Origin of the sequence: Bordetella trematum (assembly GCF_900078335.1) — a bacterium.
GTDB lineage: Bacteria > Pseudomonadota > Gammaproteobacteria > Burkholderiales > Burkholderiaceae_B > Bordetella > Bordetella trematum.
This window is the reverse complement of record NZ_FKBR01000047.1, coordinates 5,490-29,572: the sequence shown is the minus strand read 5'-3', so window position 1 is coordinate 29,572 and position 24,083 is coordinate 5,490. Positions and strand designations below refer to the sequence as shown.

General features: G+C 60.7%; 37 protein-coding genes and 1 tRNA gene. 9 read left to right on the top strand and 29 right to left on the bottom strand.

The window, feature by feature from the left end:
* Positions 1–11: 11 nt before the first annotated feature.
* The 17 genes from A7V84_RS19080 to A7V84_RS19000 form a co-directional block, all read right to left on the bottom strand.
* Positions 12–587, bottom strand: coding sequence for a DUF6246 family protein (locus A7V84_RS19080; RefSeq protein WP_063492409.1), 576 nt, complete (start codon positions 585–587; stop codon positions 12–14).
* 2 nt (positions 588–589) lie between these two features.
* On the bottom strand, positions 590–1,333 hold the full coding sequence (locus A7V84_RS19075; RefSeq protein ID WP_063492410.1) for a phage tail protein: 744 nt from the start codon (positions 1,331–1,333) through the stop codon (positions 590–592).
* Positions 1,334–1,342: 9 nt separating this feature from the next.
* Positions 1,343–1,714: a phage tail termination protein gene (locus A7V84_RS19070; protein WP_063492411.1), complete on the bottom strand. Its 372-nt coding sequence runs from the start codon at positions 1,712–1,714 to the stop codon at positions 1,343–1,345.
* The gene (locus A7V84_RS19065) at positions 1,707–2,051 is read right to left on the bottom strand and encodes a hypothetical protein (RefSeq protein WP_197669218.1); all 345 of its coding nucleotides are present in this window, start codon (positions 2,049–2,051) and stop codon (positions 1,707–1,709) included. Before A7V84_RS19065 ends, A7V84_RS19070 begins: the two co-directional genes overlap by 8 nt.
* Positions 2,052–2,110: 59 nt before the next feature.
* Complete coding sequence (locus A7V84_RS19060; RefSeq protein ID WP_063492413.1) at positions 2,111–2,431, bottom strand: hypothetical protein; 321 nt, start codon at positions 2,429–2,431, stop codon at positions 2,111–2,113.
* Entirely contained in the window at positions 2,428–2,832 is a 405-nt protein-coding gene (locus A7V84_RS19055; protein WP_063492414.1) for a DUF7370 family protein, read from the bottom strand. The genes A7V84_RS19060 and A7V84_RS19055 overlap by 4 nt, the downstream gene beginning before the upstream one ends.
* 36 nt (positions 2,833–2,868) lie before the next feature.
* On the bottom strand, positions 2,869–3,351 hold the full coding sequence (locus tag A7V84_RS19050; RefSeq protein ID WP_063492647.1) for a KilA-N domain-containing protein: 483 nt from the start codon (positions 3,349–3,351) through the stop codon (positions 2,869–2,871).
* Between the two features lie 156 nt (positions 3,352–3,507).
* A complete protein-coding gene (locus tag A7V84_RS21545; RefSeq protein ID WP_063492415.1) occupies positions 3,508–3,894 on the bottom strand; it encodes a hypothetical protein in 387 nt (128 codons plus the stop codon).
* 10 nt (positions 3,895–3,904) lie between these two features.
* A complete protein-coding gene (locus A7V84_RS19040; RefSeq protein ID WP_063492416.1) occupies positions 3,905–4,981 on the bottom strand; it encodes a major capsid protein in 1,077 nt (358 codons plus the stop codon).
* 15 nt (positions 4,982–4,996) lie between these two features.
* Positions 4,997–5,434 carry a gp53 minor capsid family protein gene (locus A7V84_RS19035; protein WP_063492417.1) on the bottom strand — a complete coding sequence of 146 codons (438 nt, stop codon included), beginning with the start codon at positions 5,432–5,434 and terminating at the stop codon, positions 4,997–4,999.
* A gap of 3 nt (positions 5,435–5,437) precedes the next feature.
* Positions 5,438–6,730, bottom strand: a complete 1,293-nt coding sequence (locus A7V84_RS19030; RefSeq protein WP_197669219.1) for a hypothetical protein — start codon at positions 6,728–6,730, stop codon at positions 5,438–5,440.
* On the bottom strand, positions 6,715–7,644 hold the full coding sequence (locus tag A7V84_RS19025; RefSeq protein ID WP_063492419.1) for a phage minor head protein: 930 nt from the start codon (positions 7,642–7,644) through the stop codon (positions 6,715–6,717). The genes A7V84_RS19030 and A7V84_RS19025 overlap by 16 nt, the downstream gene beginning before the upstream one ends.
* A 113-nt stretch (positions 7,645–7,757) precedes the next feature.
* Positions 7,758–9,113 (bottom strand): anti-CBASS protein Acb1 family protein, encoded by a 1,356-nt coding sequence (locus A7V84_RS19020; protein ID WP_063492420.1) that lies wholly within the window; start codon positions 9,111–9,113, stop codon positions 7,758–7,760.
* Positions 9,106–9,333, bottom strand: coding sequence for a hypothetical protein (locus A7V84_RS19015; protein ID WP_063492421.1), 228 nt, complete (start codon positions 9,331–9,333; stop codon positions 9,106–9,108). The genes A7V84_RS19020 and A7V84_RS19015 overlap by 8 nt, the downstream gene beginning before the upstream one ends.
* The gene (locus A7V84_RS19010; RefSeq protein ID WP_063492422.1) at positions 9,333–10,802 is read right to left on the bottom strand and encodes a phage terminase large subunit family protein; all 1,470 of its coding nucleotides are present in this window, start codon (positions 10,800–10,802) and stop codon (positions 9,333–9,335) included. The genes A7V84_RS19015 and A7V84_RS19010 overlap by 1 nt, the downstream gene beginning before the upstream one ends.
* A complete protein-coding gene (locus tag A7V84_RS19005) occupies positions 10,792–11,445 on the bottom strand; it encodes a hypothetical protein (protein WP_063492423.1) in 654 nt (217 codons plus the stop codon). The genes A7V84_RS19010 and A7V84_RS19005 overlap by 11 nt, the downstream gene beginning before the upstream one ends.
* A gap of 53 nt (positions 11,446–11,498) precedes the next feature.
* Positions 11,499–12,065, bottom strand: a complete 567-nt coding sequence (locus A7V84_RS19000) for a hypothetical protein (protein ID WP_063492424.1) — start codon at positions 12,063–12,065, stop codon at positions 11,499–11,501.
* 213 nt (positions 12,066–12,278) lie between these two features.
* On the opposite strand from A7V84_RS19000, the gene A7V84_RS18995 reads away from it, so the two are divergent.
* Positions 12,279–12,917: a hypothetical protein gene (locus A7V84_RS18995; protein ID WP_127070853.1), complete on the top strand. Its 639-nt coding sequence runs from the start codon at positions 12,279–12,281 to the stop codon at positions 12,915–12,917.
* A 358-nt stretch (positions 12,918–13,275) separates the two neighbouring features.
* Here the strand turns inward: A7V84_RS18995 and A7V84_RS18985 are convergent, their stop codons facing one another.
* Genes A7V84_RS18985 through A7V84_RS20880 form a run of 9 tightly spaced genes read right to left on the bottom strand, consistent with a single transcriptional unit; the run spans position 13,276 to position 17,695 of the window.
* Positions 13,276–13,632, bottom strand: coding sequence for a hypothetical protein (locus tag A7V84_RS18985; RefSeq protein WP_063492426.1), 357 nt, complete (start codon positions 13,630–13,632; stop codon positions 13,276–13,278).
* Positions 13,633–13,641: 9 nt separating this feature from the next.
* Entirely contained in the window at positions 13,642–13,974 is a 333-nt protein-coding gene (locus A7V84_RS18980) for a hypothetical protein (protein WP_063492427.1), read from the bottom strand.
* Positions 13,952–14,344 carry a RusA family crossover junction endodeoxyribonuclease gene (locus tag A7V84_RS18975; protein WP_063492428.1) on the bottom strand — a complete coding sequence of 131 codons (393 nt, stop codon included), beginning with the start codon at positions 14,342–14,344 and terminating at the stop codon, positions 13,952–13,954. Before A7V84_RS18975 ends, A7V84_RS18980 begins: the two co-directional genes overlap by 23 nt.
* Entirely contained in the window at positions 14,345–15,025 is a 681-nt protein-coding gene (locus A7V84_RS18970; protein ID WP_063492429.1) for a metallophosphoesterase, read from the bottom strand. It abuts the gene before it with no gap.
* Positions 15,025–15,723, bottom strand: coding sequence for a hypothetical protein (locus A7V84_RS18965; RefSeq protein WP_063492430.1), 699 nt, complete (start codon positions 15,721–15,723; stop codon positions 15,025–15,027). Before A7V84_RS18965 ends, A7V84_RS18970 begins: the two co-directional genes overlap by 1 nt.
* The gene (locus A7V84_RS20885) at positions 15,710–16,552 is read right to left on the bottom strand and encodes a hypothetical protein (RefSeq protein ID WP_082833044.1); all 843 of its coding nucleotides are present in this window, start codon (positions 16,550–16,552) and stop codon (positions 15,710–15,712) included. The genes A7V84_RS18965 and A7V84_RS20885 overlap by 14 nt, the downstream gene beginning before the upstream one ends.
* A complete protein-coding gene (locus A7V84_RS18955; RefSeq protein WP_063492431.1) occupies positions 16,552–16,911 on the bottom strand; it encodes a Ref family recombination enhancement nuclease in 360 nt (119 codons plus the stop codon). Before A7V84_RS18955 ends, A7V84_RS20885 begins: the two co-directional genes overlap by 1 nt.
* Positions 16,908–17,381, bottom strand: a complete 474-nt coding sequence (locus A7V84_RS18950) for a hypothetical protein (RefSeq protein WP_063492432.1) — start codon at positions 17,379–17,381, stop codon at positions 16,908–16,910. Before A7V84_RS18950 ends, A7V84_RS18955 begins: the two co-directional genes overlap by 4 nt.
* Positions 17,382–17,383: 2 nt before the next feature.
* On the bottom strand, positions 17,384–17,695 hold the full coding sequence (locus A7V84_RS20880) for a CII family transcriptional regulator (protein WP_025516806.1): 312 nt from the start codon (positions 17,693–17,695) through the stop codon (positions 17,384–17,386).
* 35 nt (positions 17,696–17,730) lie between these two features.
* Between A7V84_RS20880 and A7V84_RS21540 the strand changes: the two genes are divergently transcribed.
* Genes A7V84_RS21540 through A7V84_RS21275 form a run of 3 tightly spaced genes read left to right on the top strand, consistent with a single transcriptional unit; the run spans position 17,731 to position 18,449 of the window.
* Positions 17,731–17,898 (top strand): hypothetical protein, encoded by a 168-nt coding sequence (locus tag A7V84_RS21540; RefSeq protein WP_167350354.1) that lies wholly within the window; start codon positions 17,731–17,733, stop codon positions 17,896–17,898.
* Complete coding sequence (locus A7V84_RS18940) at positions 17,879–18,082, top strand: hypothetical protein (protein WP_063940024.1); 204 nt, start codon at positions 17,879–17,881, stop codon at positions 18,080–18,082. Before A7V84_RS21540 ends, A7V84_RS18940 begins: the two co-directional genes overlap by 20 nt.
* Positions 18,072–18,449 carry a hypothetical protein gene (locus A7V84_RS21275; protein ID WP_127070855.1) on the top strand — a complete coding sequence of 126 codons (378 nt, stop codon included), beginning with the start codon at positions 18,072–18,074 and terminating at the stop codon, positions 18,447–18,449. Before A7V84_RS18940 ends, A7V84_RS21275 begins: the two co-directional genes overlap by 11 nt.
* Before the next feature lie 125 nt (positions 18,450–18,574).
* On the opposite strand, the gene A7V84_RS18935 is transcribed toward A7V84_RS21275, so the two are convergent.
* Positions 18,575–18,790, bottom strand: a complete 216-nt coding sequence (locus tag A7V84_RS18935) for a helix-turn-helix domain-containing protein (protein WP_063492434.1) — start codon at positions 18,788–18,790, stop codon at positions 18,575–18,577.
* An 81-nt stretch (positions 18,791–18,871) separates the two neighbouring features.
* On the opposite strand from A7V84_RS18935, the gene A7V84_RS21730 reads away from it, so the two are divergent.
* Both A7V84_RS21730 and A7V84_RS18925 read left to right on the top strand, forming a co-directional pair.
* On the top strand, positions 18,872–19,921 hold the full coding sequence (locus A7V84_RS21730; RefSeq protein ID WP_063492435.1) for a S24 family peptidase: 1,050 nt from the start codon (positions 18,872–18,874) through the stop codon (positions 19,919–19,921).
* A gap of 199 nt (positions 19,922–20,120) precedes the next feature.
* Positions 20,121–21,161, top strand: coding sequence for a ParA family protein (locus A7V84_RS18925; RefSeq protein WP_063492436.1), 1,041 nt, complete (start codon positions 20,121–20,123; stop codon positions 21,159–21,161).
* A 122-nt stretch (positions 21,162–21,283) separates the two neighbouring features.
* Here the strand turns inward: A7V84_RS18925 and A7V84_RS21270 are convergent, their stop codons facing one another.
* Both A7V84_RS21270 and A7V84_RS21265 read right to left on the bottom strand, forming a co-directional pair.
* Positions 21,284–21,457 carry a hypothetical protein gene (locus tag A7V84_RS21270; RefSeq protein WP_156507938.1) on the bottom strand — a complete coding sequence of 58 codons (174 nt, stop codon included), beginning with the start codon at positions 21,455–21,457 and terminating at the stop codon, positions 21,284–21,286.
* Positions 21,458–21,588: 131 nt separating this feature from the next.
* Positions 21,589–21,999: a hypothetical protein gene (locus A7V84_RS21265; protein ID WP_127070857.1), complete on the bottom strand. Its 411-nt coding sequence runs from the start codon at positions 21,997–21,999 to the stop codon at positions 21,589–21,591.
* Positions 22,000–22,639: 640 nt separating this feature from the next.
* Here A7V84_RS21265 and A7V84_RS21260 point away from each other — a divergent pair.
* From A7V84_RS21260 to A7V84_RS21255, 3 genes are all read left to right on the top strand, one after another.
* A complete protein-coding gene (locus A7V84_RS21260; RefSeq protein WP_127070859.1) occupies positions 22,640–22,939 on the top strand; it encodes a hypothetical protein in 300 nt (99 codons plus the stop codon).
* A gap of 663 nt (positions 22,940–23,602) precedes the next feature.
* Positions 23,603–23,679, top strand: a tRNA-Arg gene (locus A7V84_RS18920).
* A gap of 131 nt (positions 23,680–23,810) precedes the next feature.
* Positions 23,811–24,083: hypothetical protein (locus tag A7V84_RS21255; RefSeq protein ID WP_204246504.1), on the top strand; the 273-nt coding region annotated here is incomplete at its 3' end.

The following is a 24,083-nucleotide window of genomic DNA, read 5'->3' as shown; positions in this document are numbered from 1 at the left end:
TACCCTTCGTCTCACTGTGACTTCTTAGCCAGCACGCGGTCATGCCACTCCAGCGCGGCTTCTGTTTCTTCGATACTTGGGGCGCTGGCGCCAGGGGCCTGCTGCGGGAACTTGGCTCGCAACGCGCCAACCAGACTGGTCATGGTCATCTGCCAGGCATCGCGCTCTCGGATTCCGAGATGGGCCATTGCGAGCGCCACATGAGCTCGAGCATCGAACTCCTGTACGTACTCGGGCTCCTCGTCGGCGGCGCGCGGCAAGGGATCTAGCGCTCCGGTCACGCCGTGCCGCAGCAGACAGCGAGCGATCGGGATAATCTGCGCAGGATCTGCAAGCCCGGGGACATAGACCACTCGATCGCACTGGATCTCCATGGCACCGAACATGGGGGAGAGGTCATCTTCCGAGCAGGCATAGAGCACGGCCAGAGCGTCTGCCATGGCTGGAGCCTCGCCCATGACCGACACGAACAACGCCACAATCTCCGCAGGCTCTCCCAGGCGGCTCATTGCGTAGAGAGACGGGCGCAACACGTGCGTCCGCTCCCCCGCGTGCACCCCGACCTCGCCGATATCGGTCAGGATCATGGTCAGGCCGTGATGGTGATTTCCGCAATATCGGATTTCGTGCCGTCGGCCAGGCTGCGGACCGTGATCTCGGCCACGCCCTCGCCCACGCCGGTTACGAGCCCTGCTTGCGTGACCGTAGCGATCGACGTATCCGACGACTGGTAAACGATCCCTTGCGGCGCGCCGGCCGGCGCCACGACCGTAGACAGTGCCACAGTGCCACCAACGGGGATGGCGCCGGTTGCCGGGGTGACGGTGACGCTGGCCACGTCTTCCGCGTCGGGATCGGGAGTGTCTTCTACGATCAACCCGAAATCGCTGGCGGTGGCGCTGGCTTCGAACGAGTACGTCGCCACATCATCATAGGGAGCGGAGCGGCTCATGTTGGTGACGATGGCGTAGAAGATGAACGTCAGGTCAGGGAACGTCAGGCGAATCCAAGCCACGGGCTGGCCACCGGTTGCGTCAGGGCGGACCACGTGTTTGGTCAAGGCGATCAGCGCGGCAGCCCCAGCGCCGGACGCCTTCAGAGTGCCGTCGCCCGACACGCTGAGAGTCTGGAACGAGGCGATATCCTCGCGCAGCGCTCCGATCGAGTCGTCCGCCGTGCTGTCATTGGTTTCCCATTCGATGGTCAGCTCCTTGGCCCGCATCGCGCCAAGGCGCTTCCATTCAGCAGCGGTCGGCATGGCATCACCGCAGCCGATGGCATATTCCAACACCGCCACGCGGCCCGTGTACTTCTGAGATTTGCAGGTAGCCATTCGGCCCTCCTAGTAAGTGATTTGGAGATCCAGCGACCACCAGGCCCGGTTCTCCGTTGTGTATCCAGGCCCGGCCGGCTCGCCAAGCGCGCGGATAGAGGCGGCGCCGCAGGGGATGAGATCGCTCGCCACGGCGGCCTCCGCCAGAGTTTGGATATCGACCTTTGTTTGCTGCGCCGCTGATCTCTGGCCCCGCGGGCCCAGCAACAGGACGCGATAGCGCGGTCGGCGATCGTCAACGTCAGGGCTGGGCCCGCCCAACGAATGGAGCGAGCAAAAAAAAGCCGCCTGATTGGCGGTTGTTTCTTCCCACTGGCCTTGCGTGTAGCTGTACCGGCTCCCCAGCACTGCCTCGGCCCAGGCTTTGAACTCATCAAACACGGTAAATCCCCCTCAGGATTGCCGGAATGGACGGCTTAAGTTGCTCAAACCCATCCTCAAGGAAGCCCGGCTTCGCATTCGGGTCCCAGTACTGCCCCTTGCCGCTTGCGCGAGGCAACCCTTTAAGCGTGCCCGGCGCGTTATGCACGGCTGCGGCGTACGCCGCCGTGTACCCTACTTGCCCAGCAGTCTGGCCGGCCCGGCGCTCAATCTGGGGCGCGTACTGACTATTCACCAGCGTGCTCGAATCAACCGGCGCCATTGTCTGGGCCAGGGCCGCACCTTGGCTGAGGACAGCAAAGACGGCCAGCTCGGTTTTGTCTTTCTCGATCCGCACAACCGCATCTCTGAAGTTGCGTCGAACTCTTTCGATACCTATGACTGGCATTGCGCCCCCTATGTGATGAGTTTCACGTCTGGGGCTTCGCCAAACGGGCTCATATCCCATTCCGTGCGACTGCGGATTTCCTCCCAGCCGCTGGAGCCCTGGAACCTGATCAGATCCAGGAACTGCGGCCGCAGATCCTCCGTGTAGATGGTGTGCCGGCCGACGAATTCAGCTCCATTGTCGTCGCGGGCCTGTGTCGTCTCAGCGGCCCAGGTGCAGGCAATCTCGTACTCGGGGCCGTACTGCACCTCGCCGGTCCAGCTGTCTTCTCCAATACGCGGTTTGATCGTCGCGACGTTGGTGTAACTCCAGGCAGCAGTCGCGCTCATCGCCCGCCACCCACATGGCAGCCACCCTTGCCGATCCAGATACCGGCGTGCGCGGTTTGCGTCGGATCGGGCGGAATCAGGCCAGTTGCGCAGCCCTTCGTATCTAGCCCACGCAACAACGCCATCATGCCGCGCCAGCGCTCGGCAAAGCCTTGATAGCGGAACGAACGGGAGGCGCCGGACGGGGCCGACTGGCTGGCGATGTATTTGTCGCCCTGCCCGTAGGCCATAAGTGCCAGCAGGTACGACTGAATCAGTAGCGCGACACCAGCCGGATAATGCTCATCGAGACATGGCTGGATGCTGTTCACCAGCTCGACCCAGGCCGCCAGGATGAAGTCGGGCACATTCTCGATGCCCTGGGATTGCAGGTATTGCTTGCCCTGCTCGTTGGTCAGCATGGTGTGCCCCAAAAGAAAACCCGGCGCTTGGCCGGGTCAGTGAATAAGGGATGGCTGAATCCGCGCCTCAAGCTGTTCTCGGCGACGCCTGAAATCAGGCATGGCCCGTTTTCGCTCGAGCATGAGGCGCGACCCAAATGATGCGCGAACCTGTGTGGAGACTTCTTCAGCGATAAGCGCCTGCATTTCTTTCCACAGTCCATGCGCAGTCGTTTGCATGGCGTCATAGGCCCGAATTACCTTCAAGGCAAACGCTGAGTTGATCCACATGGCGTAGGCGTAGACCAGTTCTTTGCAGACGTATGTGCCTCTCATCGGACCGCCATTCACCGTCCGGAATGCACTCTGCATATCTGTAGACTGGATCTCTGCAATCAGGTTCTTGGTGGATCCCAACCGCATAAACATCGCGGGCTGATGCTTCTTGGCTCCGCCCGATGCCCGGTGTAGGTCATTTAGGCTATACCGGCCGCCGTCATCCCGGCCAATCGAGGTATCGCATATTGTCAGAGATTTCATATCGACCTCAGAAAAGAAAAGGGCCGCCCCGAAAGGAGCAGCCCCGGACTTTTCAAAGCTCACCCACCCTTGCGGGCTCGGTAGCTACCGATTCAAGGCTGCTATGAAGCGTATGCCCGCCAGCGAGCGGGCAAAGAAAAACCGCCTCAAGGGCGGTTATTCGCTGCTGGAGCCGACCTTCGGCGGCCGGCCACGCTTGGCAGCCGTGGCGTCCGGCGTGGCCGGAGTCAGCGTGCCGCCCGCCTCGCCAGCAGTCGCCCCGGCGCGAATCCGCCCCGCCTCCTCATGGGCTGCGAGCACGATCTCATCGGCCTCGGTGCGCGCGGCGCTCACCATCGTGTCGATGGTCTCCTTCGCTTCCGCGATGATGCGCTCGGCCTGCTCGGTGGCGATGGTCGAAACATCCACAGTCACGTGACCCAACCGGCTGTCGTCCGTGATCTCCATCACGTTGGCGGCCAGCGCAGGATGCACGCGGTCGAGGGTCAGCACGGCACCTTTCTTAACGCCGTGCCAGGGGCGCACAACTTGATATTTCGCCATGGCTCGCTCCTTAGGCCAGGTTGGCGCCGTACAGCACGCCGCTCTTGCCGTCGCCGTCACGCTTCACCTGCATGCCCATGGCGCCCATGATCTGGAAGTTGTGATTGTCCTGCGGGCGCAGACGGGCCAGCGGCACCACGCCCGTGGCCATGCCCACCAACGGGGAGACAACGTCCTGGCGGCGCTGGTAAGCGAGGAACTCATTGCCCGAGAAAGCGTAGGTTTCGCGGATATCGCGCACTTTCGCTCGTGCCTTGACGCGGTCGCCAATCGTGCCGCTGATCACGCCGCCGTTGACATAGTCGCTGTCCATGTTGGCGTAGATCTCCGGGGACACCCACAGCACGTCATAGGCATCCACCTTGTTGGCCCGAGCTGCCTGGCCAAAAGCGCCCTTGGTGAAGAAGTCGATGATCTGCTGCTGGGTAGCGGTGGTCAGGTCGATGTTCACGCCGCCGGCGCCGCTTCCGAGATTGATCTTGACCGTGTTGCGGTGGTTCTTCAGGCCCTGCCCGGGCTTGCCGTCCACGCGGATGCGCTCGGAGCCGGTCAGGGTGTAGCTGACGATGCTCTTGTAGTACTTGCGCAGCTTGGCTTGCTGGGAATCCAGCACCATATCGATGCCGACCGAGTTCAGCCCGGCGTTGTGGCGCCAGTTGACGCCATAGCCAGCCGTGAAAATGGGCACAGGGTCGCCGTCATTGTCGTACTCGGTGTGATCGAAGCTGTACGGGGCCTGGCCGTCGATGCTGATGCTCACGTCGTCGGCAATATCGCCAGCGATGTTGTAGCTCTTCACCGTCTTGCCGATATCCAGCACGGTCTGAACACCCAGCAGGTCGTTGACGATCTCCATGCCGGTTTCCCGGTCACGGAACTGAATGACCTGGCGGTCAACCTCCTGCCAGAATTCGCGGCCCAGGCCCGCCAGGGCGTTGGCCTGGAGCATTTCCGGCGTCATCGAGGCGCGATTGACCTCGATCAACGCGGCGTTTTGCGTATTCCAGATGTTGCGGTTGGCCTGCAGTTGCTGCAGGTGGCCCATCAGGCGCGGGTGGGCAGAAATTGCGGATTGGGTCAGAAACATTGTCTGCTCTCCTGTTTAGGGGGCCGGGGCGGCAACCGTGCCGACGCGGAAACGCACCCGGATGAAGTCCGGCGCGGTCAGCGTGGCCGCGTCCTGGCTGTACCCCAGGACCCCGTCGGTATCATCCGAGGCGATGGCGCCCTGGCCGTTGGTGCCCAACTTGATGGGGGTGTCCTTGGCGTAGGTACCTGCCGGGCACAAGACGGCCAGCTCGCGACCCTCCTCGACGTACTCGCCCACGGCAGAGTCATCGACGGGTACGGCATCACGGATGCTGAGGCCCTGGTGATACGCGGGGTTGACCACATACAGCCGGCCGGAAGCGGTCGCTGCTTGGGCAAACTTGTCCGCGGCGCTGATGGTGGCGAAAGTACCCGGCAGCAGTGCGGCTGCAGCCGAGCGGGTTTCAGAGACGGACAGGCCGTCCAGATTGACGCGACGATAGCGGCTCATGGCTTACTCCTTGGGCAGAGCCGACACATCGGCAGTCAGCACGCCGCTGTTGGTCTGGATGAGACCCGGGGCCAGCGGCGCGGCGGTGCCCAGGGCCTTGAACATGACGTCCAGCGGCTCGCCCGACAGGGCATTTGCCACGATCTCGCCATGCACGGCGGCGACGGCCTTGCGCTTGTCAGCCTCTTCGGCGCGCGCATTCGCTGTCAGCGTGTCGGACAGGGCCTGCTGATTGGCCTGCAGAGTCTGAACGGCTTCGGACACGGGCTTGAGCGCATCCGCGACGGCCTGGGCCATGTTGGCGGTAACGGCTTTGCTGATATCGGTGGTCAGCTCGGCCTTTTCTTCGGGGGTCAGGGGCATGTCGCCCTCCTTGGTTGCTGCAGGCCGGGCCTGCTGGTTGAAAACTCGTTTCAGGGAATTGAAGGCGGCCGCCACCCAGGACTCCTGACGCATGACGGGGCTGCCCGTATCGTCAAAGACGATCTTTCCGCCCTCGGACGTGTAACCGTAGGCCTCGGGCGTGCCGCCGTTCTTGACGATCACGACTTGGCTATCGGTGAAATCTGCGACCCAGACGTAATCGTCCTGGCCAGGTGCAAAACGCGCCTTAGCTGCGTTTTGGATCCGCGTTTCGCGCTCGCGGAAGGATTCGCCCACCAGCGCGCCGGCATTGGCCTGCAGGGGCTGGGCCAGGTCCGCGTTGACCATGATCCCCACGCCCTGCTCCGGGGTCGCCGCGCCAGGCTCGTCCAGAAGAATGGCGTCGTGATCCATGCCGTGAATCTTGGCGATCCAGTCATAGCCGCCCTTCTTCTGCTGTTCGTTGGCTTCGATCCGATCAAGGAACACAGCCACGCTGGTGTGCACAGGCGGCACGTCGTCGCCGCGCTCCAGGGCCTCCAGTCGCTCAATCAGCCGCTGGCCGCCTTCCGTACGCTGGGCGACCTCGATGTCGATCCACTTTTCCAGATAAACGCGGTTGCCCTGTTTCTTGGCATTCCTGTTCCAGGCGCCGACATGCCCGACATTGATGCCCTCGGGGCTGAAGGCGCTCACGAACTGGCCGTTCACCTGGGGATGCCCCAGCGGCGCCAGCGTGCCCTCCAGCTTATGGAAGTGCGCGTCAATCTCACTGGCCGTGTACAGCCCGCCGTTCATGACCACATTTGCCGGTAGCGTGTGACTCGGCACGACCCAATGCTCCCGCCCGTTGTGCGTCTCGCGGCGGATCTGCTTGCTGTTGACCTGCGTGGTCACGTTGACCTGCATCGGCATGGTCACTCCTTCGTCCATTCGCTGTCCTCACGGGCAGCCATCTTTTGATAGGTTTCGCGTGTGCGCTCTTGAATGCCCGGCACCAGTGGCCTGCCGTGCTCGTCCACCAGCACGAAGACTTGATTGCACTTGCAGTTGATCGAATTGCCATCCTTTGCGTACCAATCACGCACTTCATCAGTGGTGAACAGCTTGCTGTGCCGCTCGGCATGTGTCCGGCGCGTAGTCGGAGACAGCGCAGACAGGTGCATTTGTTTGCCCTGCAAGGCGTACCGCTCGGCACCTTCGTCCACCTCGTCCCAGCGGGCCCGACGCAGCGCCGTTGTTACCTCTGATCGGGCGACCCTGTTAGCTCGCCGCTCCTCAATCCCAGCCTGGTCGGTCAGGTTCCGGGCAATGTCGCGAGGATTCAGCCCGCGCCCAAGGCCGTCGGTCAGGATGCGACCCATGTCCGCCTTGACCTGCCCGGCCAGCCCCTTCATTTCCTCGAACTCTCGCGCCCGGATGAGCGCCAGACGGCGCTGGTACGGCTCGCTGCGGAGCAAGCTGGCCAAGTCTTGCTGGCCCGCCTTGTATGCCGGCGACTGCTGCGCCAGGCTGGCGAACTCCTGAGCCGTGCCGCGCTGGTAGGCGACCGCCACATACGACTCAAACAGCCAGAGATTGCGCTCGCCACCTTCCATAAGGATGGCATTGACCAGCATGTCGCCCTCGGCCAGGAGGGCCGACAACAGCGTCGGATCGAGCCGGAAGGCATAGCGCTTGTTCACCGCAGGCTCGGCCGGGATCCGGTCAAGCAGTGCGACGTATCCGCGGGCAATCTTGCGCAGGCGGGCTTTGAACTCCCGCATCGCCCCGCGCTCAAGCCGGTCAACGCCTGTCGGGTCTTCTTGGCTACGCGGGAGGATCGGCGGGCTTGGTTTCCTTGCCATGCCTCACCTCCTGCTTACTGAAGCCGATGAACCACATGCGCCCAGCCTGAAAGCTAGCCACGCCGTACATGCGCCAGCCCCATCCAGGGAAGCCCCAAAGCCAACGGATGCGGTTATTCATCGTCGTCCTCGTCATCATCGTTGTCAGGCAATGCTGGCCCGCCCTCAGCAGGGTCATACCCGGCAGCCGTGCGGATCTCGTCGGTGGTAAACACCTCTTCGCCGCTGGCCAAGGCCGTCTGGTTGATCTCACTCATGGTCTTGGCATTGCCCAGCTTCTCAGCTTGGGTCGCCTCCGACAGGTCATCCCAGACAATCGCGTACTCGGCCACTGGCTTGACCACGCGAATACGGATCAGATGGCCGACGAAGCTATGGAGTTCATGCGTCAAATCGCCGTTGCGACGAGACTGGCACCGGCTGTTGAAGGCCTTCAGGTCTTCAGTGCTGGCCCGCTCACCCTGCTGGTTGCCCACCAGGACACGGCTGGCGATGTCCAGCGCTGCACTGACGGTCTGCAGATTGATGTTGTAGGTCGGACTGGGGTCGGGCACCGCTGTCACCAAGGGCGTAGTCGTCGCTCCCTGGGTCACAAGCACCGTGTCATTGCCACGGTTCATTTCAACTGCGACCTCGTTGAACTTGGCCTGGAGGTCCTGAACACTCACCCCGTACGTTGCCGCGAGGCTGTTGAAATCGATGCCTTCAGCCTGAAAGTTGATGTTCAACTGGCGCGCTGCGTTCTTCAGGAAGGACTCGCCGCTGCCGCCCTCGACCTTCTCGATGCTCACGAATGAGTTATAGGCAGGCTCAAGAAAGCCAATGGCATCAAGCGAGTAGTCGCCAAGGATGAAGATCCGATCTGGATGGATCGTGACAATCTCGCCCAACTGACCGTTGCCGCCAACCTGTTGATACAGCCATGCCTTGGGCTTGCCATATCCCTCCGACTGCGGATCGGTATCCCATTCCGCGGGGGTCAATGACGCCTCCCAGGCCGGGATAACCTCGACCAGCTCCCGGCCTCCGGCGGCAATCGGCTGATCCCAGCCCCGGCTATCGCGGATGCGCAGGATCAGCGCGGAGAAGCGTCCTGCCAGGCGCCGACGATCGGCCTCAGCAAAGGCGCGCCAAAGCGAAGCGGTCAACGTCGGCTTCAGGCTACGCTCCCAGGGCGTTTCCTTCCTGGCGTCATCCTGGGCATCCCCCTCGATGACTTGCGGCGGCGTTTTCCAGCAGGTACTCACCAGCTTATTGACTGCGCCATGTGCAATGCCACCCCGCCGGTACAGCTTGTACAGGTCCTGAGACGTCAGCGTCTCCTTGAACCCATACTCGCACCAGGCCGCATTGCGCTTGGCGTCCAAGCCCATCCCGCCAGGGTTGAGCAGCGCCATCCGCGAGCGCGCGGCCGCCAGCTGACTCACAGCATGGTTGACCGCCAGCGCAAGATTGTCAGCGTTAGCCATGTTGAATCCGCTCAATGAAGCCCTGCCGGCCTTCCCTCAGGTAGCCATACTGCTCCGGGTTCTCTATCAAAGTGACAGCCGACCTCGCCGGGTCGCGCCACAGACGCACCTCGGTTGACGGCGACCGCTGCACGGCGATCTGCCGGGCGCAGGAAATGCAGCGCGCACGGATCACCAGCGAGACGCTGCCGTCTCGCGCTGAAACCTTGAATATCGCCATTACCGGCCCTGTAAAAGTCGCTTGGGGATCATCAGGCCCATGGCCTGCGCGCCGCTCAGTTCAGTCAATGCCCAGACCATGGCGTCCAGCCGGTCGGGCGACTTCTTCGCTGTGGCCGGCACGTACTCCATGAGCTGGTTTTCCAATAGGTACAGAGCGCCGCGATGCGCCACCCTGCCCTGTTCGTATAACGCCGAGATGGGCTCGGCCCGGGCGAACTTGCCCTTGCTTGCGTGGACGCGCACGATGCGCCCCTTGAACCCTGCATTGCGCAAGGTCTCCTCGGCCATGTCGCCTCCCTGGTTCGTCTCGATGACGATGGCGTCTGCCTGGTGCTGCTCATAGGCGCCCATGGCCTTCTTGGCCCAGCCTGCCGGGCTGAACTTGCCGCTATAGTCGCCGTCTACCGAGAACTGGCGGGTATCGCCAGATCCGTAGACGCTGGCGGCCACAATGCCGGTTTCGTCGCTTTCCTCGCTATTGGTGGCCTGGGGGTCGATCGCCACCACGGTGCGCAGCAGGTCTTGCCGCAGATCCAGCGCGTGGGCAGCAGCTACCAGCTGCTCATTCCACAGCGCACCCTCGGCATTGAACCGGCGCGGGCGCTGCATATACTGCGCCTCAGCCGTTCGCCGGTGAGAGAACAGCGCCGCTCGGTGGCTCTCGTTGTGCTTGTACGGCCATAGCCAGCCATCCGGCAGGCCGTGCTCGACAGGGATGCCGTGCGTGTTCTCGCTCGGGTACGCCTCGCTGTTGTCGATGATCACCGGCAGATTCAGGTGATGCCACATTTCCCCCGACCCACCGCGCAGCAGGTAGCCGCTCAGGTCGTGGTAGTGAATACGCTGCATGATGACAACCATCGGGGTTGTCTCGATGGCCAGCCGGCTCTTGATCGTCTCGTTGAAGCGGTCATTAATCCCGCCGCGCACCGTGTCACTGTAGGCGTCGTCAGGCTTGACCGGATCGTCAATGATCAGCGCGCCCTGCCAGCCCGGCTCCATGTGTCCGGCCCGAAAGCCGGTCACCTGACCGGCAGCCGAGGATGCGTACACCCCGCCGCCGTGCTCAGTCCACCACATGGCCTTGCTGTCCGCATCGTCCTTGAGCGCCATCGGCCACATGGACTGATATGCCTGAGACTTGACGATGCCCCGCGCTGTGCTGCTGTTGAGCAGCGCCAGGTTGTGCGAGTACGACAGATGCATGAACCGGGCGCGATTGTTCAGCGCCAGACCGCGCCCGATCATGTTGATCGTGGCCAGCTCGGTTTTGGTGTAGCCCGGCGGGATGTTGATGATCAACCGCGTGATCTCGCCATCAATGACTCGCTGCAGCGTGCGCTGGATCACTTGGTGGTGGGGCGCCACGATCATCTTGGCACCCATGCGATGCTTGAAGAAGTACCGGGCAAAGTACAGGCCGTCTGCCTTGCACATCGCCGCCCGGATACTGGCTTCAGCAGTCATCTTTCTCCATCACCTCCCGGATTGCTTCCGGCGTCATGTGCACAACCTCGACCGGGCCGCCATCCTTACCGGTGTGCTCCACCTTAGCGGCCTCCACGATTCCGTATGCCTCGCGCTCCATGCCGACCAACACCTTCATGGCTTCGGCCAGCTTCTTAGCGCTGTCGATCCGGCCAGCGATTGAGGTCACGCGCTGGAAAACACGCATCAATCCATCTGGCGCATCGTCACCATTCGCCAGCGCAGTTTCGATCTGCTCCAGCAAGTCGATGTTGTCGGTCTGGATTTCCAGCTCATCCAGCAGCTTCATGGCGAGGCTTCGAGCTCTGGCGATATCCCGGCGGTGCGACACACGCACATCGGCGATCACCTGGGCGTTCGCATCAACAATCCGACGCTCGGTTACCGCCTGCTCACTGGTAACTTCCTTGGTAACCTCGGCTTTGGTAACCAGCGCATCGGCCTTCGCCTTGATCTTTGCTTGAAGATCGCGCTCCCAGCCGTCACGCTTTGCGCGCTTCCCAATGGCTACGTGTGACACGCCATTCGAGCTGGCTATCTCCCGTACTGACAGCAGGCCAGCCCGGTAATCCGCTTCGATGCGCTCCCAGTCTGGCGCGGCTGGTTTCTCTTGCTGCGCCATGCATAACGCTCCAAATAAAAACCGCCCCGTAGGGCGGCTTGCTTTGCTGTGAGTCAGTCGCTGACCGTAAACCGTCGCAGGTGCTGTCTCGCCAACTCTTGGAGATCCCAAAGAATATCTTCGGCCTGCCTTTGGAACTCGGCGTTTCGATATACGCGATCCAAAACAGAGCCGGAGAGCTCGCTGCCGTTCCGCAGCCGAGTCAGTTGCTGCGCATAAGCGTCTCTGAGTTCGGCCCGCACAGAAACAAGCTTTTGTGCAACATCCTCAGGCAAGTAAATTGATTGGCGCTGCATGAAGGTAGCGAATCTACGGGAAACCGCTTCGGGCGGCTCTAGTTCGCCCTGACCGCCAGAAGCGGCCGCCTTGCTCAACGCCTCGGTGATAGCATCCAGATACTCGCACACGATTGCATATGCGCCCTCGATGACCTCGGTTACCTTTTCATCGTACCGAGTAAAGCGGACCTGATGCTCATGCGCCAAGATCTGGTTTTTGGCTTCGATCTCGGCCAGGCGAACGCTGAAGGAGTAATCCATCCACTTCTTCGCAATCACCCCGACGGCGCCACCAGAAACAACCCCTGAGCCAATCGCGGCCAGCATGGTTTCAAAAATCATGTCTTTACCATTCGCCTATTAAAAAACCCGCCAGTCATCGCTGACGGCGGGCTTCGCTTTTCTCATAACCGGACGATCACACAACATACCGTCCTACTACGTACAGGCACTACAGGCACGGACGTGCAAACCGTTTCCCTTCACTAATCTCGCAGGCTAGAATTGTGATAGCAGCTTGTATCATTTAACAACATTTAAGCACTAGGTGAGACCGTGGAAGACAGCGAGATGTACCGGATTGCAGTTGAGGAGTTCGATAGCGGAAACGCGGACGCCGGCATCATGGCCAAGGTGTGGTTCAACACAGAAGAACAGTCAAGCCAATCCTCTCAAAAGAAAGAGTATGTTCGATTACGCGTCGAACAGCTTAAGAAGGCGGACCGCCAAAAAATCGTTGGCTCCATTAAAACGGCTTCAACTCCTTTCCTTAAAAGCGCCGCCAGTTTAACTATGCTGCTCTTGAAAGCAGCCGCGTGCCTCGTTATAGCTGCGGCAACCACCTTTATTTTTTCCAAGAGTGAAGTTTTTGAGCTTGCTTTCGCGCCCTTGGTCGGCGCGGTAATAGCCATCACTCTAGTTTCTAAGCCCATAGAATGGGCCATCAAGAAGGTGCTGCGATTTTTCACCTCAGATCAGGCATTCCAGAACTACCGTAGATCTAGCGAAGCCCTAATCATCGCAATAGGGACGGCCATCTCGTTAACGCTTTTCTACTACGTCTTCCAGAACTCATACAGCAATTACCCCGGTTTTTATAGCGCACCGCGACTTTTCATCTGCTGTGCAATTACCGTTATAGCTTGGCGCCTAATTTTTCTGGAAAAAACTAAGCGTCAGCAATCATCCAGATAAGCAGCCTAGACGACCCGCCGAGCCCAATAATCAGCAGGTCGTTTAGTTCTACGTTTTTAGTAGACGCAAGCTCTCTGCGGGTATTGTCCCACTTTCTGTCCCACTTTTTCTGACGTCATGTCCCACTTGTGGGACATTGAGTATTCATCGTACCCCCCTTGCATTTCAGCCGATGACGCTAAGTGAGCGGTCCCATTTTCCACCATGGCCGCGAGCACTCTTCGAACTGCCTTTCTTGCGGCCTCCCTCTCCCGCGACGACAGCTCCCTGCCTTTCGTAACGTGCCGCACAAGCTCCACAACCCGAAACGACCTGCCGGGGTATGCGCCCATCAAATCAATCACCTCGTGCGCGTACTTCAAGCCAGCCTCCTTTCCACATAGTCCCTGAATAGGCCCAGGTACAGCCTGTATTGCGTTTCGGTCAGGGATACCCCCGTTACCTCTTCGATCCACCGGCGAGCCTTCCTGATGCGCTCGCCCGCGCTGAGATCGGCGAATAGCGAGTTTTTCTTCGTGTACTCGGCAATCACGATCATCCGCTCGTGCCACGGCAGCGCGGCATGCATAGCCTCCACAGCCCGCGCATGATCAGTATTGATGGGCCGGACGTCGTCCTCCCAGGAAACATAGACAGTCATGTTCCCCACGGTCTCGCCAGACCAGCACCAGCGCGCCCAATTCCAAAGCAGGTCATCTCCTGTCAGCTTTCGCATGGCCACCCCTTACGGATACTCCCTGGCCGAGCTCGCGCCCAAGCCTTTCAGCGACGGCTCGGCCAGGCGGCTGCGCGCCGCGGCAAAGCGCATGGCGGGGCTGAGCGCCAGCGGCCGATGAGCAACCTCCGCCCTGGGCGCGGCGGCAGCCCCCATCCAGGCGCGGATCACCATGCTTGAGTCGCCGCCCCGGTAGGCCGGCTCAATGCGCCGGATCTCGGCCGCCACGCCCTCGGTGTTCTGACGATATCGGTTGAGCTTGATACCCATTCCGCGCAGGCGCTCCACGGCGGCCTGACGCCAATAGCGGTCGGATTGCTCAGCAGTGCTCGGGTGCGCCATTGTTCTCTCCTGGCAATGTGGCAACAAACACGCGGACCATGCCGCCCTTGTGGATTCCCTTTCGTTCAATAAGCAGGCTGTCGATATCGCCGTCGTCCGCGATGACCCCGGCGTGGGCCAGGCTATCCAGGACGCCCTTAGGCAAGTTGTCCAGATCACGCTTTCTCCGGTCTGGAGGAAACACCTCGATCGACACCGAAAGCCGACCGGTAACGCGGCCAATCCGATGCAGGGCCACGAAGTCCGCAACGGCGCGCCGGTACTGCCGGCCTTTCTCCGAGATCAAGTGCCGGCCAGCCAGCTGGCCCTTACTCGGATGTCGCCAGTAGCCGTTCACGCTGGGTGGGAAAGGGAGCGTCAGGATCTGCATTTACGCCACCTCCAATGTCGCCAGATCCAGCAACGTGAACGGCCGCCCAAACACTGCGCCGGTGTCGATGTGATAGACGTTGCCGAGCACCACGAGCTGCGGAACTGGCGTATGCCCAACCACGACAGCCCGCACGTCGGGCACGCGGTATGTGTTGCCCACGGTTATGCGCCCACGCGACCACATAGCCGCATCAGCAGCAGATCGGGCACGGATGCCGACACCGCCCTCCAACGCATCGACAAACCCCGCCCATGTGGGCGTTGGGACGTCAGCATGGACAACGCCGACCGTGCCGAACGCCGTCTCGACTGCGATGGCCACGGGCAGGAGCGCCATGGCGCTGGCGATCGCCTCCTGCGTCTCGCGCGGCTGGTCGATATTCCAGCCACCGCCGTTGCGTCGGTAGATATCGCCTTCCATATTCCCGCGCGGCCAACGCAGGGCCATGTCGTCATGGTTACCCATCACGGCGTGAAACCACGGGCGTGCCAGCCACTCGAGCACCGCATTGCTCTCGGACCCACGGTCGACCAGGTCGCCAACAGAAAACAACCGATCAACGGCAGGGTCGAAGCCGATCAGGTCGAGAGAGGCCTGCAGCTTGGAGAAGCAGCCGTGGATGTCGCCGACTGCGAAATCCCGCCCCGTTTGGTTCGTGTGAAATCTCCGGACTTTCATCACGCCTCCCCCGGATTGAGCTCAAGCCCGAGCGCCCGTTTGGCCATCGTCAATACGGCAAACGGATAGCGCCGGCCGCCCTTCTTTGCCTGCTCGGCCAGGATCTTTGCCGCCCACGCCCGAGCGTCACGGCCCGGCTTCTTCTGCAGCGCCTTGTCAGCACCCATTGCCTTCAGCGCCGCCTCAGCTTCTTCACGAGTGGCCTGGGTCTGGCCTGGCGCCGGCAGTGCCTCGCGCACCTCGGGGATGGCATGCCATTCGCCCTTCCCCACCTCATCACCAAAGGCTTTCTCCCAGCGGGCCCGCATGACGCTGAACGTGCTGTTCAGCAGGTCGTGAGGGCCAACCGCCACGGCCGCCCAGTAGATCGCAGGGTGCGACCAGGTGCCAATGTCGCCACGCCGGCGCGCGGCCATGCCCACCACGGCCTCGTGATAGGCGACTTCGGGGTTCATCCAAGGGCGGCACAAGCGCAGAAACTCGGGCAGGCTCGGCGGCCAGTCGCGGGTCAGGCAGGCCGTCAGGCCCGTGCGGACTTCGCGCTCAGTCATGCCGGACAGCTTCTGATCCCAGGAATCCTTCAGCTCTCGCGCAGTCAGGCCTTGCCACTGCTGGCCGAACTTCGTGCCGTACATCAGCCGCATTTCGTTGATGACCAGCGCGCCAAGCGTCGTCTGGTGGTGGTCAGTGAGTTGCATCAATCGTCCCCATGAAAATTTCCGCCGGGCGGCCGCTTTCAGCCAGCACGTTCCTCAGCTCGTCATTCCAGTCGGCCAGGCGTTGGGCCTTGCCGGGCTGGGCGGTACGGTTTGACGTGCTGGGAGCGAACAGCCCCTGGTAGCTGCTGGCGATGCTGTGGGCAATCACGTCGGCAGGCGCATGCCCTTGCTGCCGGAGGCCTGCAAGCTGCTTGATCTGCAGTTCGGCGGCTTTCTCCGTGATCGGCTTCTTGCGGGCTTTGCGGTCAGCAACCCAGGCCGCCCAGTCCTCACGGTCGAGCCAGTCAGGCAGATCAATCGCGGAAGCGTCGAACGACTGCCCCCGCTGGCGGGGGTTAGGGGGTGGTTGTTTTTTATCTTTTTCTTTCTCTTTATCTTTATCTGTCGTGACTTTGCGTGACCCGTCGTGACCCTGCAGTGACGCGTCCCCGCCTGCAGCACTTCTCTCACGCTCGCGCTGGGCCCGCTTCCTCTCTGCAGCAGACTTAGCGCCGGTCTCTGGGCTGCCAACGTCCTCCCGTTTAGGCTGGCGCTTCTCCCAACCGGTGAGGCGATCGCCATCCATGACCCGGCCTTGCATTGCATCGCGGATCGCTTGAATATCTGCCTCTGTCACGTCAAGCGCGCTTGCAAGATCCTCCGTCGTGACATCAACGTGACCCCGCGTGACGTTGCGTGACGCGTCCGCCATGACGTGCAACGCCACGGACAGGACAAGCGAAACCGGCTGCCCAGCGACTCGGGCTATCGTTCTCCACTTCGGGTCATTCGGCATGTCATGCCAGAGCCGAAACCATTCATTCGCCATTACGCAACCTCCAGCATCCCGGCGGCGCGCAATGCGCCATCAGGGACGGTCAGGCCTTGGGCCTGCAGTTGTTCAATGCACCAGACCAGCAAATCACGCTGTTTGCCGTAGCGCTTTTCAAATCTCGCCTTCCAGGGATGGACGGCAATGCGGCCAGGCGCCCCCGTCCCGTCCTGGTGGTTGCCTGCCGACAGCGGCAAGACCAGCCAATGCGCGTCGGGCTTGGTGCGCCCTTCGATGTGATGGATCGAACACTGGCTATCGAAGAAGCCATCCATGCGCGATGCCACGCATCCAATGTGCTGGGCGAGCATGTCCCAGAAGCGTTTTTGCTCAGCGGTGGGATTGCGGCCTTTCATGAGCCAAACCCCGACAGGATCGCCTCGATACCGGCCAACGCAGCCCGCTCCTCAACGGTCGGCCACAAGAACCGAGTCGCTGCCGGCGAACGCAGGAAAGCCACCACCTTGGTGTGGTGCTCGTAAAACTCGGCGTCATCCAGGCTGTCGTAGGCGATCGACAACGGCAGCGCCACCAGCCTCCCCTTCGGTCCGGGCACGAACTGACAGTGGCCTGCCCCCACCTCAATCCACTTGCGCAGATCCTCAGGGCTGGCGAATTGCTCTTGGTTGTCGAAGATGGCGCCCAACAGCGCGAAGTGCAGCCTGTGGAACTTCGGGCTGCGCGGAAAGCGGTGCTCAAAACTGATCGTGTCACCCGGGCGCAGCGAGCCTAGCTTCTTCTTAAATCGGGTGTATGCCCGATCATCGAATGGCGTCAGGCCGGCGAGCTTGCCTCGCTCATCCAGTTTCAGGGCGATCTTGGCCACAGTTAAGCCTCATCCTCGTTCTCCACCTCGGCGAGAAGCCAATTTGCAGCCCAGCGCTTGAGGACCTTCTGGTCGTGCGGCGTGGTGATGACCGAGTTCTTGGGCGAAACCTGCAGGCCGACGGCTGCCAGGAGCAAGCAAAACTGCTCCAGGCCCTCTTTTTGCCGACTGACCGTGCTGGGATCAATTCCCATCAATTCGGCTGCACGAACCTGCGTGACGTGTGCAAGCCGCCGCAATATCTCGGATTCAATCCGTGCAGCGTTCTTGCGGGTGATTTCCTGACGATCGACCGATACTGTTTGGGTGCTCATCGAGTACTTCCTTATTCATAAAGAGCGAGTGGTTCATGACTGAAACCGAGAAACTTCTGGCCAGCGCACAAGACATGGCGCGTCGCCACTTTGAGAACCCGTGCGATAACGTTGTGATGGACCTGTTCCGCCGCCTTTGCGAAGAAGCCGACGCGGCGCGCTACCAAGAGGAGGAGATCAACCATGGCCAAACGCTCCACTAAGAAACCAGCCAGCGAGAAGCCAAGAGCATTCCTGCTCGGGACAATGACCCTGACCTTGATCTCTGAGACGCTGGCAGAGGTCGAGCGACTGGAGGCGGCGAAAATTGGCGGCCAGCCCCAGGCGGATATGATCGAGATTCCACAAACCCAATCTGATCCAAAAGGGACTGACCATGAGCGATAAACAAAACTTCTCTGCGCATTCGGTTTTTGCCTCACGCCGGTCTGCGGACGGAAACGTAGAGGTAAAGTTGACGAGCCACGACGGACGGCTGCTCGACCTCAACCTGTCGCCAAACGCCGCATTCGAACTGCTGCAAAGCATCTTCTCCACCCGCGGCAGATCGGACGGGGTGCCCTGGAATTCATTCCCTTTCGAACTTTTAGGCGTAGGCCGACAAAGCAATGAAGACGGAGCCATTACTCTTCACCTGCTTGTTGGCGAAAAAGTGTCCATTCCAATTCGCCTGACTCCTGAGGCCGCGCATGGGCTTGCTCAGGCTGCGCTGAAACAGGGTGGCTCCAAGGCACCCCCGCAAACAGAGCATTAATTTCATCGGCCTGATGCAGTTTTGAACCGTGAGCCCTCATCTCGCTTACGACCTCGGAAATGAAAGTCTCCCTTAGCTTTGGGAGAACGGGGCCGAGCAACCAGAGCGCGACCTTGATGTAGAGATCACGCATGGCTTTGCTCCTGGGGGGTGGGCTTTTTGGGTCGCTCGACAGCGGGGCTCGGGATCTGCCGAGGCTTCATCCTGTGGAAAGCCAGCATCCAGGCCTTCGGGATGTGATCCTCTTTGGCCCATTGGGAAATCCGCCCTTTCGTCAGGCCGGTCAACTTCATGACTCTGGCCCGCCCGCCCATAATTTCGATGATCTGAGTAGCGTTCATGGCCTGAGTTTAGAAATATCTATACCTTAAGTCAAGAATTATCTAGACCATTGTTTAGAAAACTTCCTGTCTAATCGCCACATGGACAAGCACGAATTACGCCGCCAGCGACTGCGGCAGTTGATAGATGAGCGCACGAACGGGAACGCCGCTGAGTTCGGCCGGCGGTACGGGTACGAGCGGGCGCAGGTATCACAGTTCTTGTCCGCCAGCTACAACAAGGGCCGTAGCATTGGCGAGAACGCAGCCGCCGAATTAGAGCGTCGAGTTGGAGTGGCCCCCGGCTGGCTCGACAGGGCCAATGAGGCAGGCGAACCCGCGCCGGGCCAATGGTGGCCGTTCCCGTCCATCTCCGAGGGCCGTATCAGGTCTCTGTCTGCTCCACAGATCAGTCAAATCGAGGGCGCCATCGCGTTAGCTCTAGGGCAATTGGATATCGGCCTGGAGGTGGTACGCGCCACCTCTGGACAACAAGCGCCGCCCAAAGTGGGCGCCGTCTACGTCCCCAGCCCGGATGAGGAAGATCCGTTCCCGATGGCGCCGGTCGAGCTGGCTCCATGGGAAGGTGGGAAGCCTGTCGATGACCGAGAGCATGCCCCGCCTCCAAGGCTGAACTTGGATAGGACGGTCGTAGCAAATGTGGCCCCGGGTGAGCCCCAGGCGGCAAATGAGCGATTCGAGAAGGTTCCCGAGCTCGGCGATGTGCGCCTGGCTGCCGGAGAGGGTATCGAGAACCATACCGAGGAACAGACTGGCTTCGTCCAGTTCCGCCGCTCGTTCCTGCGCTCCGTTGGCGCGGATGCCGGCCGCGGTCGGGTCGTGTACGCAAAAGGCGACAGCATGGAGCCGATCATCCGCGACGGCGCTGCCCTTCTTGTAGTGCCGGATCTAGGCCTGACATTGGCTGACGTGGCCGCCGGCGGCGTGTACGCCATCAACTACGACGGGAAGATGATCGTCAAAACCGTGGCCAAGGATCGGCTGACGGGGCGCTGGGTGGCGCGGTCGTTCAATGCGCAGCACCCTGATATCCCTCTAGAGGGTGAGGCCTCGGTCAGAGTGCTGGGGCGAGTCGTCTGGGCTGGCGCCAAGCTTGGAGAGGATGAGCGGGGGCAGTGGGTGCGGTCGTAGGGCGCCGGTCGGCAATGACGGACGGCGGCACGAATTACGCGCATACAGTCAGCCTGCATAAATGGTGTTAACTTGCGCACATAGCAACGAACTGCGGGATTTGAAACGGCCTGCAGTTTCTCGAGCGACCTGCAGTTTTATTGACGGCCTGCTGATTTCCACGTAACCTGCTCGGCATCCTAACCCTGGACGCGCAAATATGACTTCTGGCCTCGCTCGCATCATCGCGAACCACGATCGATCTCTTGAAGAACCCTACGACGGACCGATAGAGCTCAAGCGGAAATCCTACGCGGTCACCAATCTGCGCGGAGGCATCGGCAAGTCCACGCTTTCTTTCAACCTAGCATGGATGTTCACTCGCCACCACTCGACATTGGTTGCCGATCTTTGTCCTCAGCGGAACTTGACTGAGTCAATAATGCGCGGGCAGAAGCCTGAGGTGACGGTCAGTCATGCGCTTAACCCGAAAGTCCTTGGGCCAGCCTTTGGCGAAGTTCCCGAGGATATTTCCTATCGGGCGAGCTCGCTGAATGATCACTTCAAAGGAGCGAAGTCAGGCTTTCTCGTGCCTGGGGACGGCGCTCTTTTTGCCTTTCCGTCCGCGCTTTACCAGCAGTTACAGCAAGCTATGGCGGCCGGTAACAAGAAAGCGGTGGCCAACATCCTTTTCAGTTTGCGCGATGTGCTGGCCGAGGAGGCTAAAGAGAAGAAGTGCAGTCGAATTTTGATGGATTGCAGCCCGTTCTATGGCGGTGGCACTCACCTTTCTTGGTGCGCGGCTGATGCGCTTATCATCCCGGTGCGGGTGGATGAACATTCCATTGAGTCCTTGGATATCACCCTTGGCATGCTGGCTAACCCGGCGAGCGACTTTAATGTTTGGGCTGACCGAGCCGGAGGCGTTCCTGCCCCGAAGGTCGCATCCATTGTTATGACGATGGTTGGGGCACGGAGCCCGAAAAAGGGTGTCAAAGATCGTGCATCGCAGATGTACGTAGAACGCGCCTACGCGACCGCAGCCAAGTATCCAGAATTGTTTGATGTGGATGACCCGGCTGACGCCTTTGCTATCACGGACGATTTCATGTCTGCTGGTCGGATCAGTGGAGCCGAAGGGATTCCAATACCCAAACTGAAAGTGGGTCAATTCCATACGGTCAACGGCAGCCGACTCCAGGTGAATCAGTCGCAAACCAAGTACCGTAAAGAACTTGAGTACTTGCTAAGTATTCTTTGAGTGAACGAAGCCACCTCCGGGTGGCTTTTTCATTTGAACGGCGCCTAGCGCGGGGCGGTACCGTAGCCGGGCTAGACCCCTAAAAGAAAAGCCCCTCCAAAGGGGCTTTGTGCTTTCTGGGCTCAGGCGTAGGAGCTCGCCGCTCTAGTAGCCTCTTCCTCAGCAATGATCTGCTCGTACCGAAGCGCTTGGTCCATCAGCAGCGCTCTGCGGAACTCCCCAGGGAGATTTTCGGGAAGGCGGTCGATCTGCTCCCAAAGAGAGGCCAGCTCAGCTTTTGCTTTTTCCAGATTCATGATGTATCTCATATCAGGTTGTGGGGTCACGGCGTGGCCCGCCTGACAAATGAGAACGTCACGACTTCACTGGGGCAAGTGCTAATGATGCCGGGCTACCGTCACGACCTGACAAACTGAGCATCCCTCCCCTACGGCTTCCTCGGCTGATCTGGCACGGAGTCGACTGATCCTGCTGCCACGCCTGTGGCTGTGCCCAAAGCCGTCTCAGATGAAGAATGGCTCAAGAGCTTGCCTTCAGGATCGAACTGAAGCATCACATTTGTAGCGTTCGTATCTACGCCGCCGGCGAAGAGCCCCACAATAGGTATGAACGTAGTCGCCCGGGTGCGCGCCTCTGAGTAGGTGTACATGATCATGCTGCTGCCGTCAGAATTCCTCATTGAAGATGTCGGCACGCCCAGGCGAGCAATTACATCCTGCTTGGTCGTCTTTCCTGGGACAAATTCAGCAAGCTGCTCATCTTTAACGCGGACGCCTGACGAGGCGCAGCCCGCAACCGAAACACAAACCGCGAGTGCAGCAAAAGTTATCTTTTTCATCCGAAACTCGTATCTCGTAAGAACAGCGATCGAGAGTGGCACGCGCCACCGTGCTACGCACAAAAACCCGCTTCGCACTACTCCCGCCAAAAAGTAACAAAACCAATCTGCAATCGTAGCCGATTCCTTGCGTAAAGAATGTTTAGATTTCTCTTGACTAGACTGTATAGATTTTTCTATACTTCGTTCATGCACTTCCAACCGCCTAGGGCAAAGCCCAGCAAACGGAAGTGCAGAACGCAGCAGAGAACGCCTAGGCGGAAGCCAGCTAGTAGGGCCGCGTTGAAGTGCCAGCAGTACCCGCTCTTTAACAACCAGCCAGCCGATGTTGCTCACCCTACCTGTGGGGTGTTCGTCCGGCTCAATCGCACCTACGGGCATGGCCGTAGCTCTGCGCGGCATCCCCGCCGTATCCAGTCCGCCAAGCGCGGTACACGGTCAAGAGGGTGAGGCGTAGACAGCCAAGAACAGAAATGGTCATGCCGATTGGAATCTCGGCGCCGCCCGCCCTGAGCGCATCAGGGTGACGACTCCCGGGCCAACCGGGTAGCGCCGTGCAAGTCGGCAGCCCGCGCCAAGCCATCGTGGCTTCTTGGCTGGCGCGGATTCATCTGCCTGCGCCGTGACAGGACGCAGACCGATGAACAAGGAGACCAAGATGGCCTATTACGCATTTGTTCATTCGCGCAGCGGCCTGACTCGGCCGGTGCTGGTCGGAGAGTTCAAAGCGCGAGACCGCAGTGACGCTTACAGCAAAGCCGTGGCCAGCCCGGCAGTGAAGAAGATCGTAGGACGTCAGCAAACCCTCGACCTGTACGTCAGGGTTTATGAGGACACCTCCTACGGGGGGGCATCGGAACAGGCCCTAGTGTTTCATTGCCCATGGATGAGCGGACAACAAAGTCCCGCATCGCCAAACGACTCCTCAACGCCTGCATAGCTGGGATATGAGCAGCACCCAGGCTCAGGCACCCTCCCCGCTATATGGGAGGGCCATCATGAAGGGCATCGCGCAGCAGAGCGAGGCATAGGCCGAGCAGGGAGCGATGAGTCGGGGATGCCCTTCATGATGGCAAACGCGCCGAGAAACCCCCACCGCCTGCCTTGTTTGCGCGTTCAGGCAGAGACCGTAAACCTCGACCGCGTCAGTGTCGAGGGCCATCACATAGGCGGCGGCGTGGAAGGACACGCTTAGGGGCGCGGAGGCTATCCGAGAGGTGCAGTGCCCATGAACACCCCGCAAGCCGGTATCAAGCCCGGCCCGCCTATGTGATGGCACGGAGAACCGTCCGAAAGGCCCGCAGTTTCAGGCGCGATTGGGCAAACGTCATGCCGCAACATCACCTTAACCTGCGCCGGGTCAGTGCGCAGGACCATCAAGAGTGCCATCCTGGCCAGACCCGAGGCAAAACCCGGCCGGTAAGCATAGGCAAGGCCAGCCGGCACCCTTGATGGTGAACGGCATCCTGTCCTTTGTAGGTGCTCGCACCAAGGCAGGTCTGAGGGTTCGAATCCCTCCACCATCTTCAAATGCGTCCCCGGAGGTGGGGAGTAGACAGCCGCGAAACCCAGGCTGGCAGTCCGGTGGAAACCCGGCGCCCTCGCGCCCGTAGCTCAACTGGATAGAGCTGCGGTGTTCTAGGCCGTAGGTTGCAGGTTCAACTCCTGCCGGGCGCGCCACTTTCCCCGCAGCACCCCTCCCCCTCCAAGCCTCCCCGCCCATACCGCAGATGCGCAATCAGCGTGGTGGCGGCTGGCCGTGAGGATCGGACCGGGTGCTGCACCTAACTCTCCCCAAGAAGGAACAAGCCATGAACCTGTCAGCGACTCTTGACGACCCGCTGCGCACTGCGCCGCCCTTCGAGGGGCCACGGGAGCGCCAGCCCATAGACGAGCAGACCCTGCGCGACAGGATTGAGGCGCGTCTGGCGCCCCTGTTCGACCGCGCGCTGCAGCTTGACCATGACGTCGGCCAGATCGGCAGCGTCTATCCGGATCGGGCCGCAGCGCTGCTCAATGACTGCGCAACCCCTGAGGTGCGGGACGCCTTCGCTGCCCTGGTGCGCTCGGCCACCCGTCCCTCT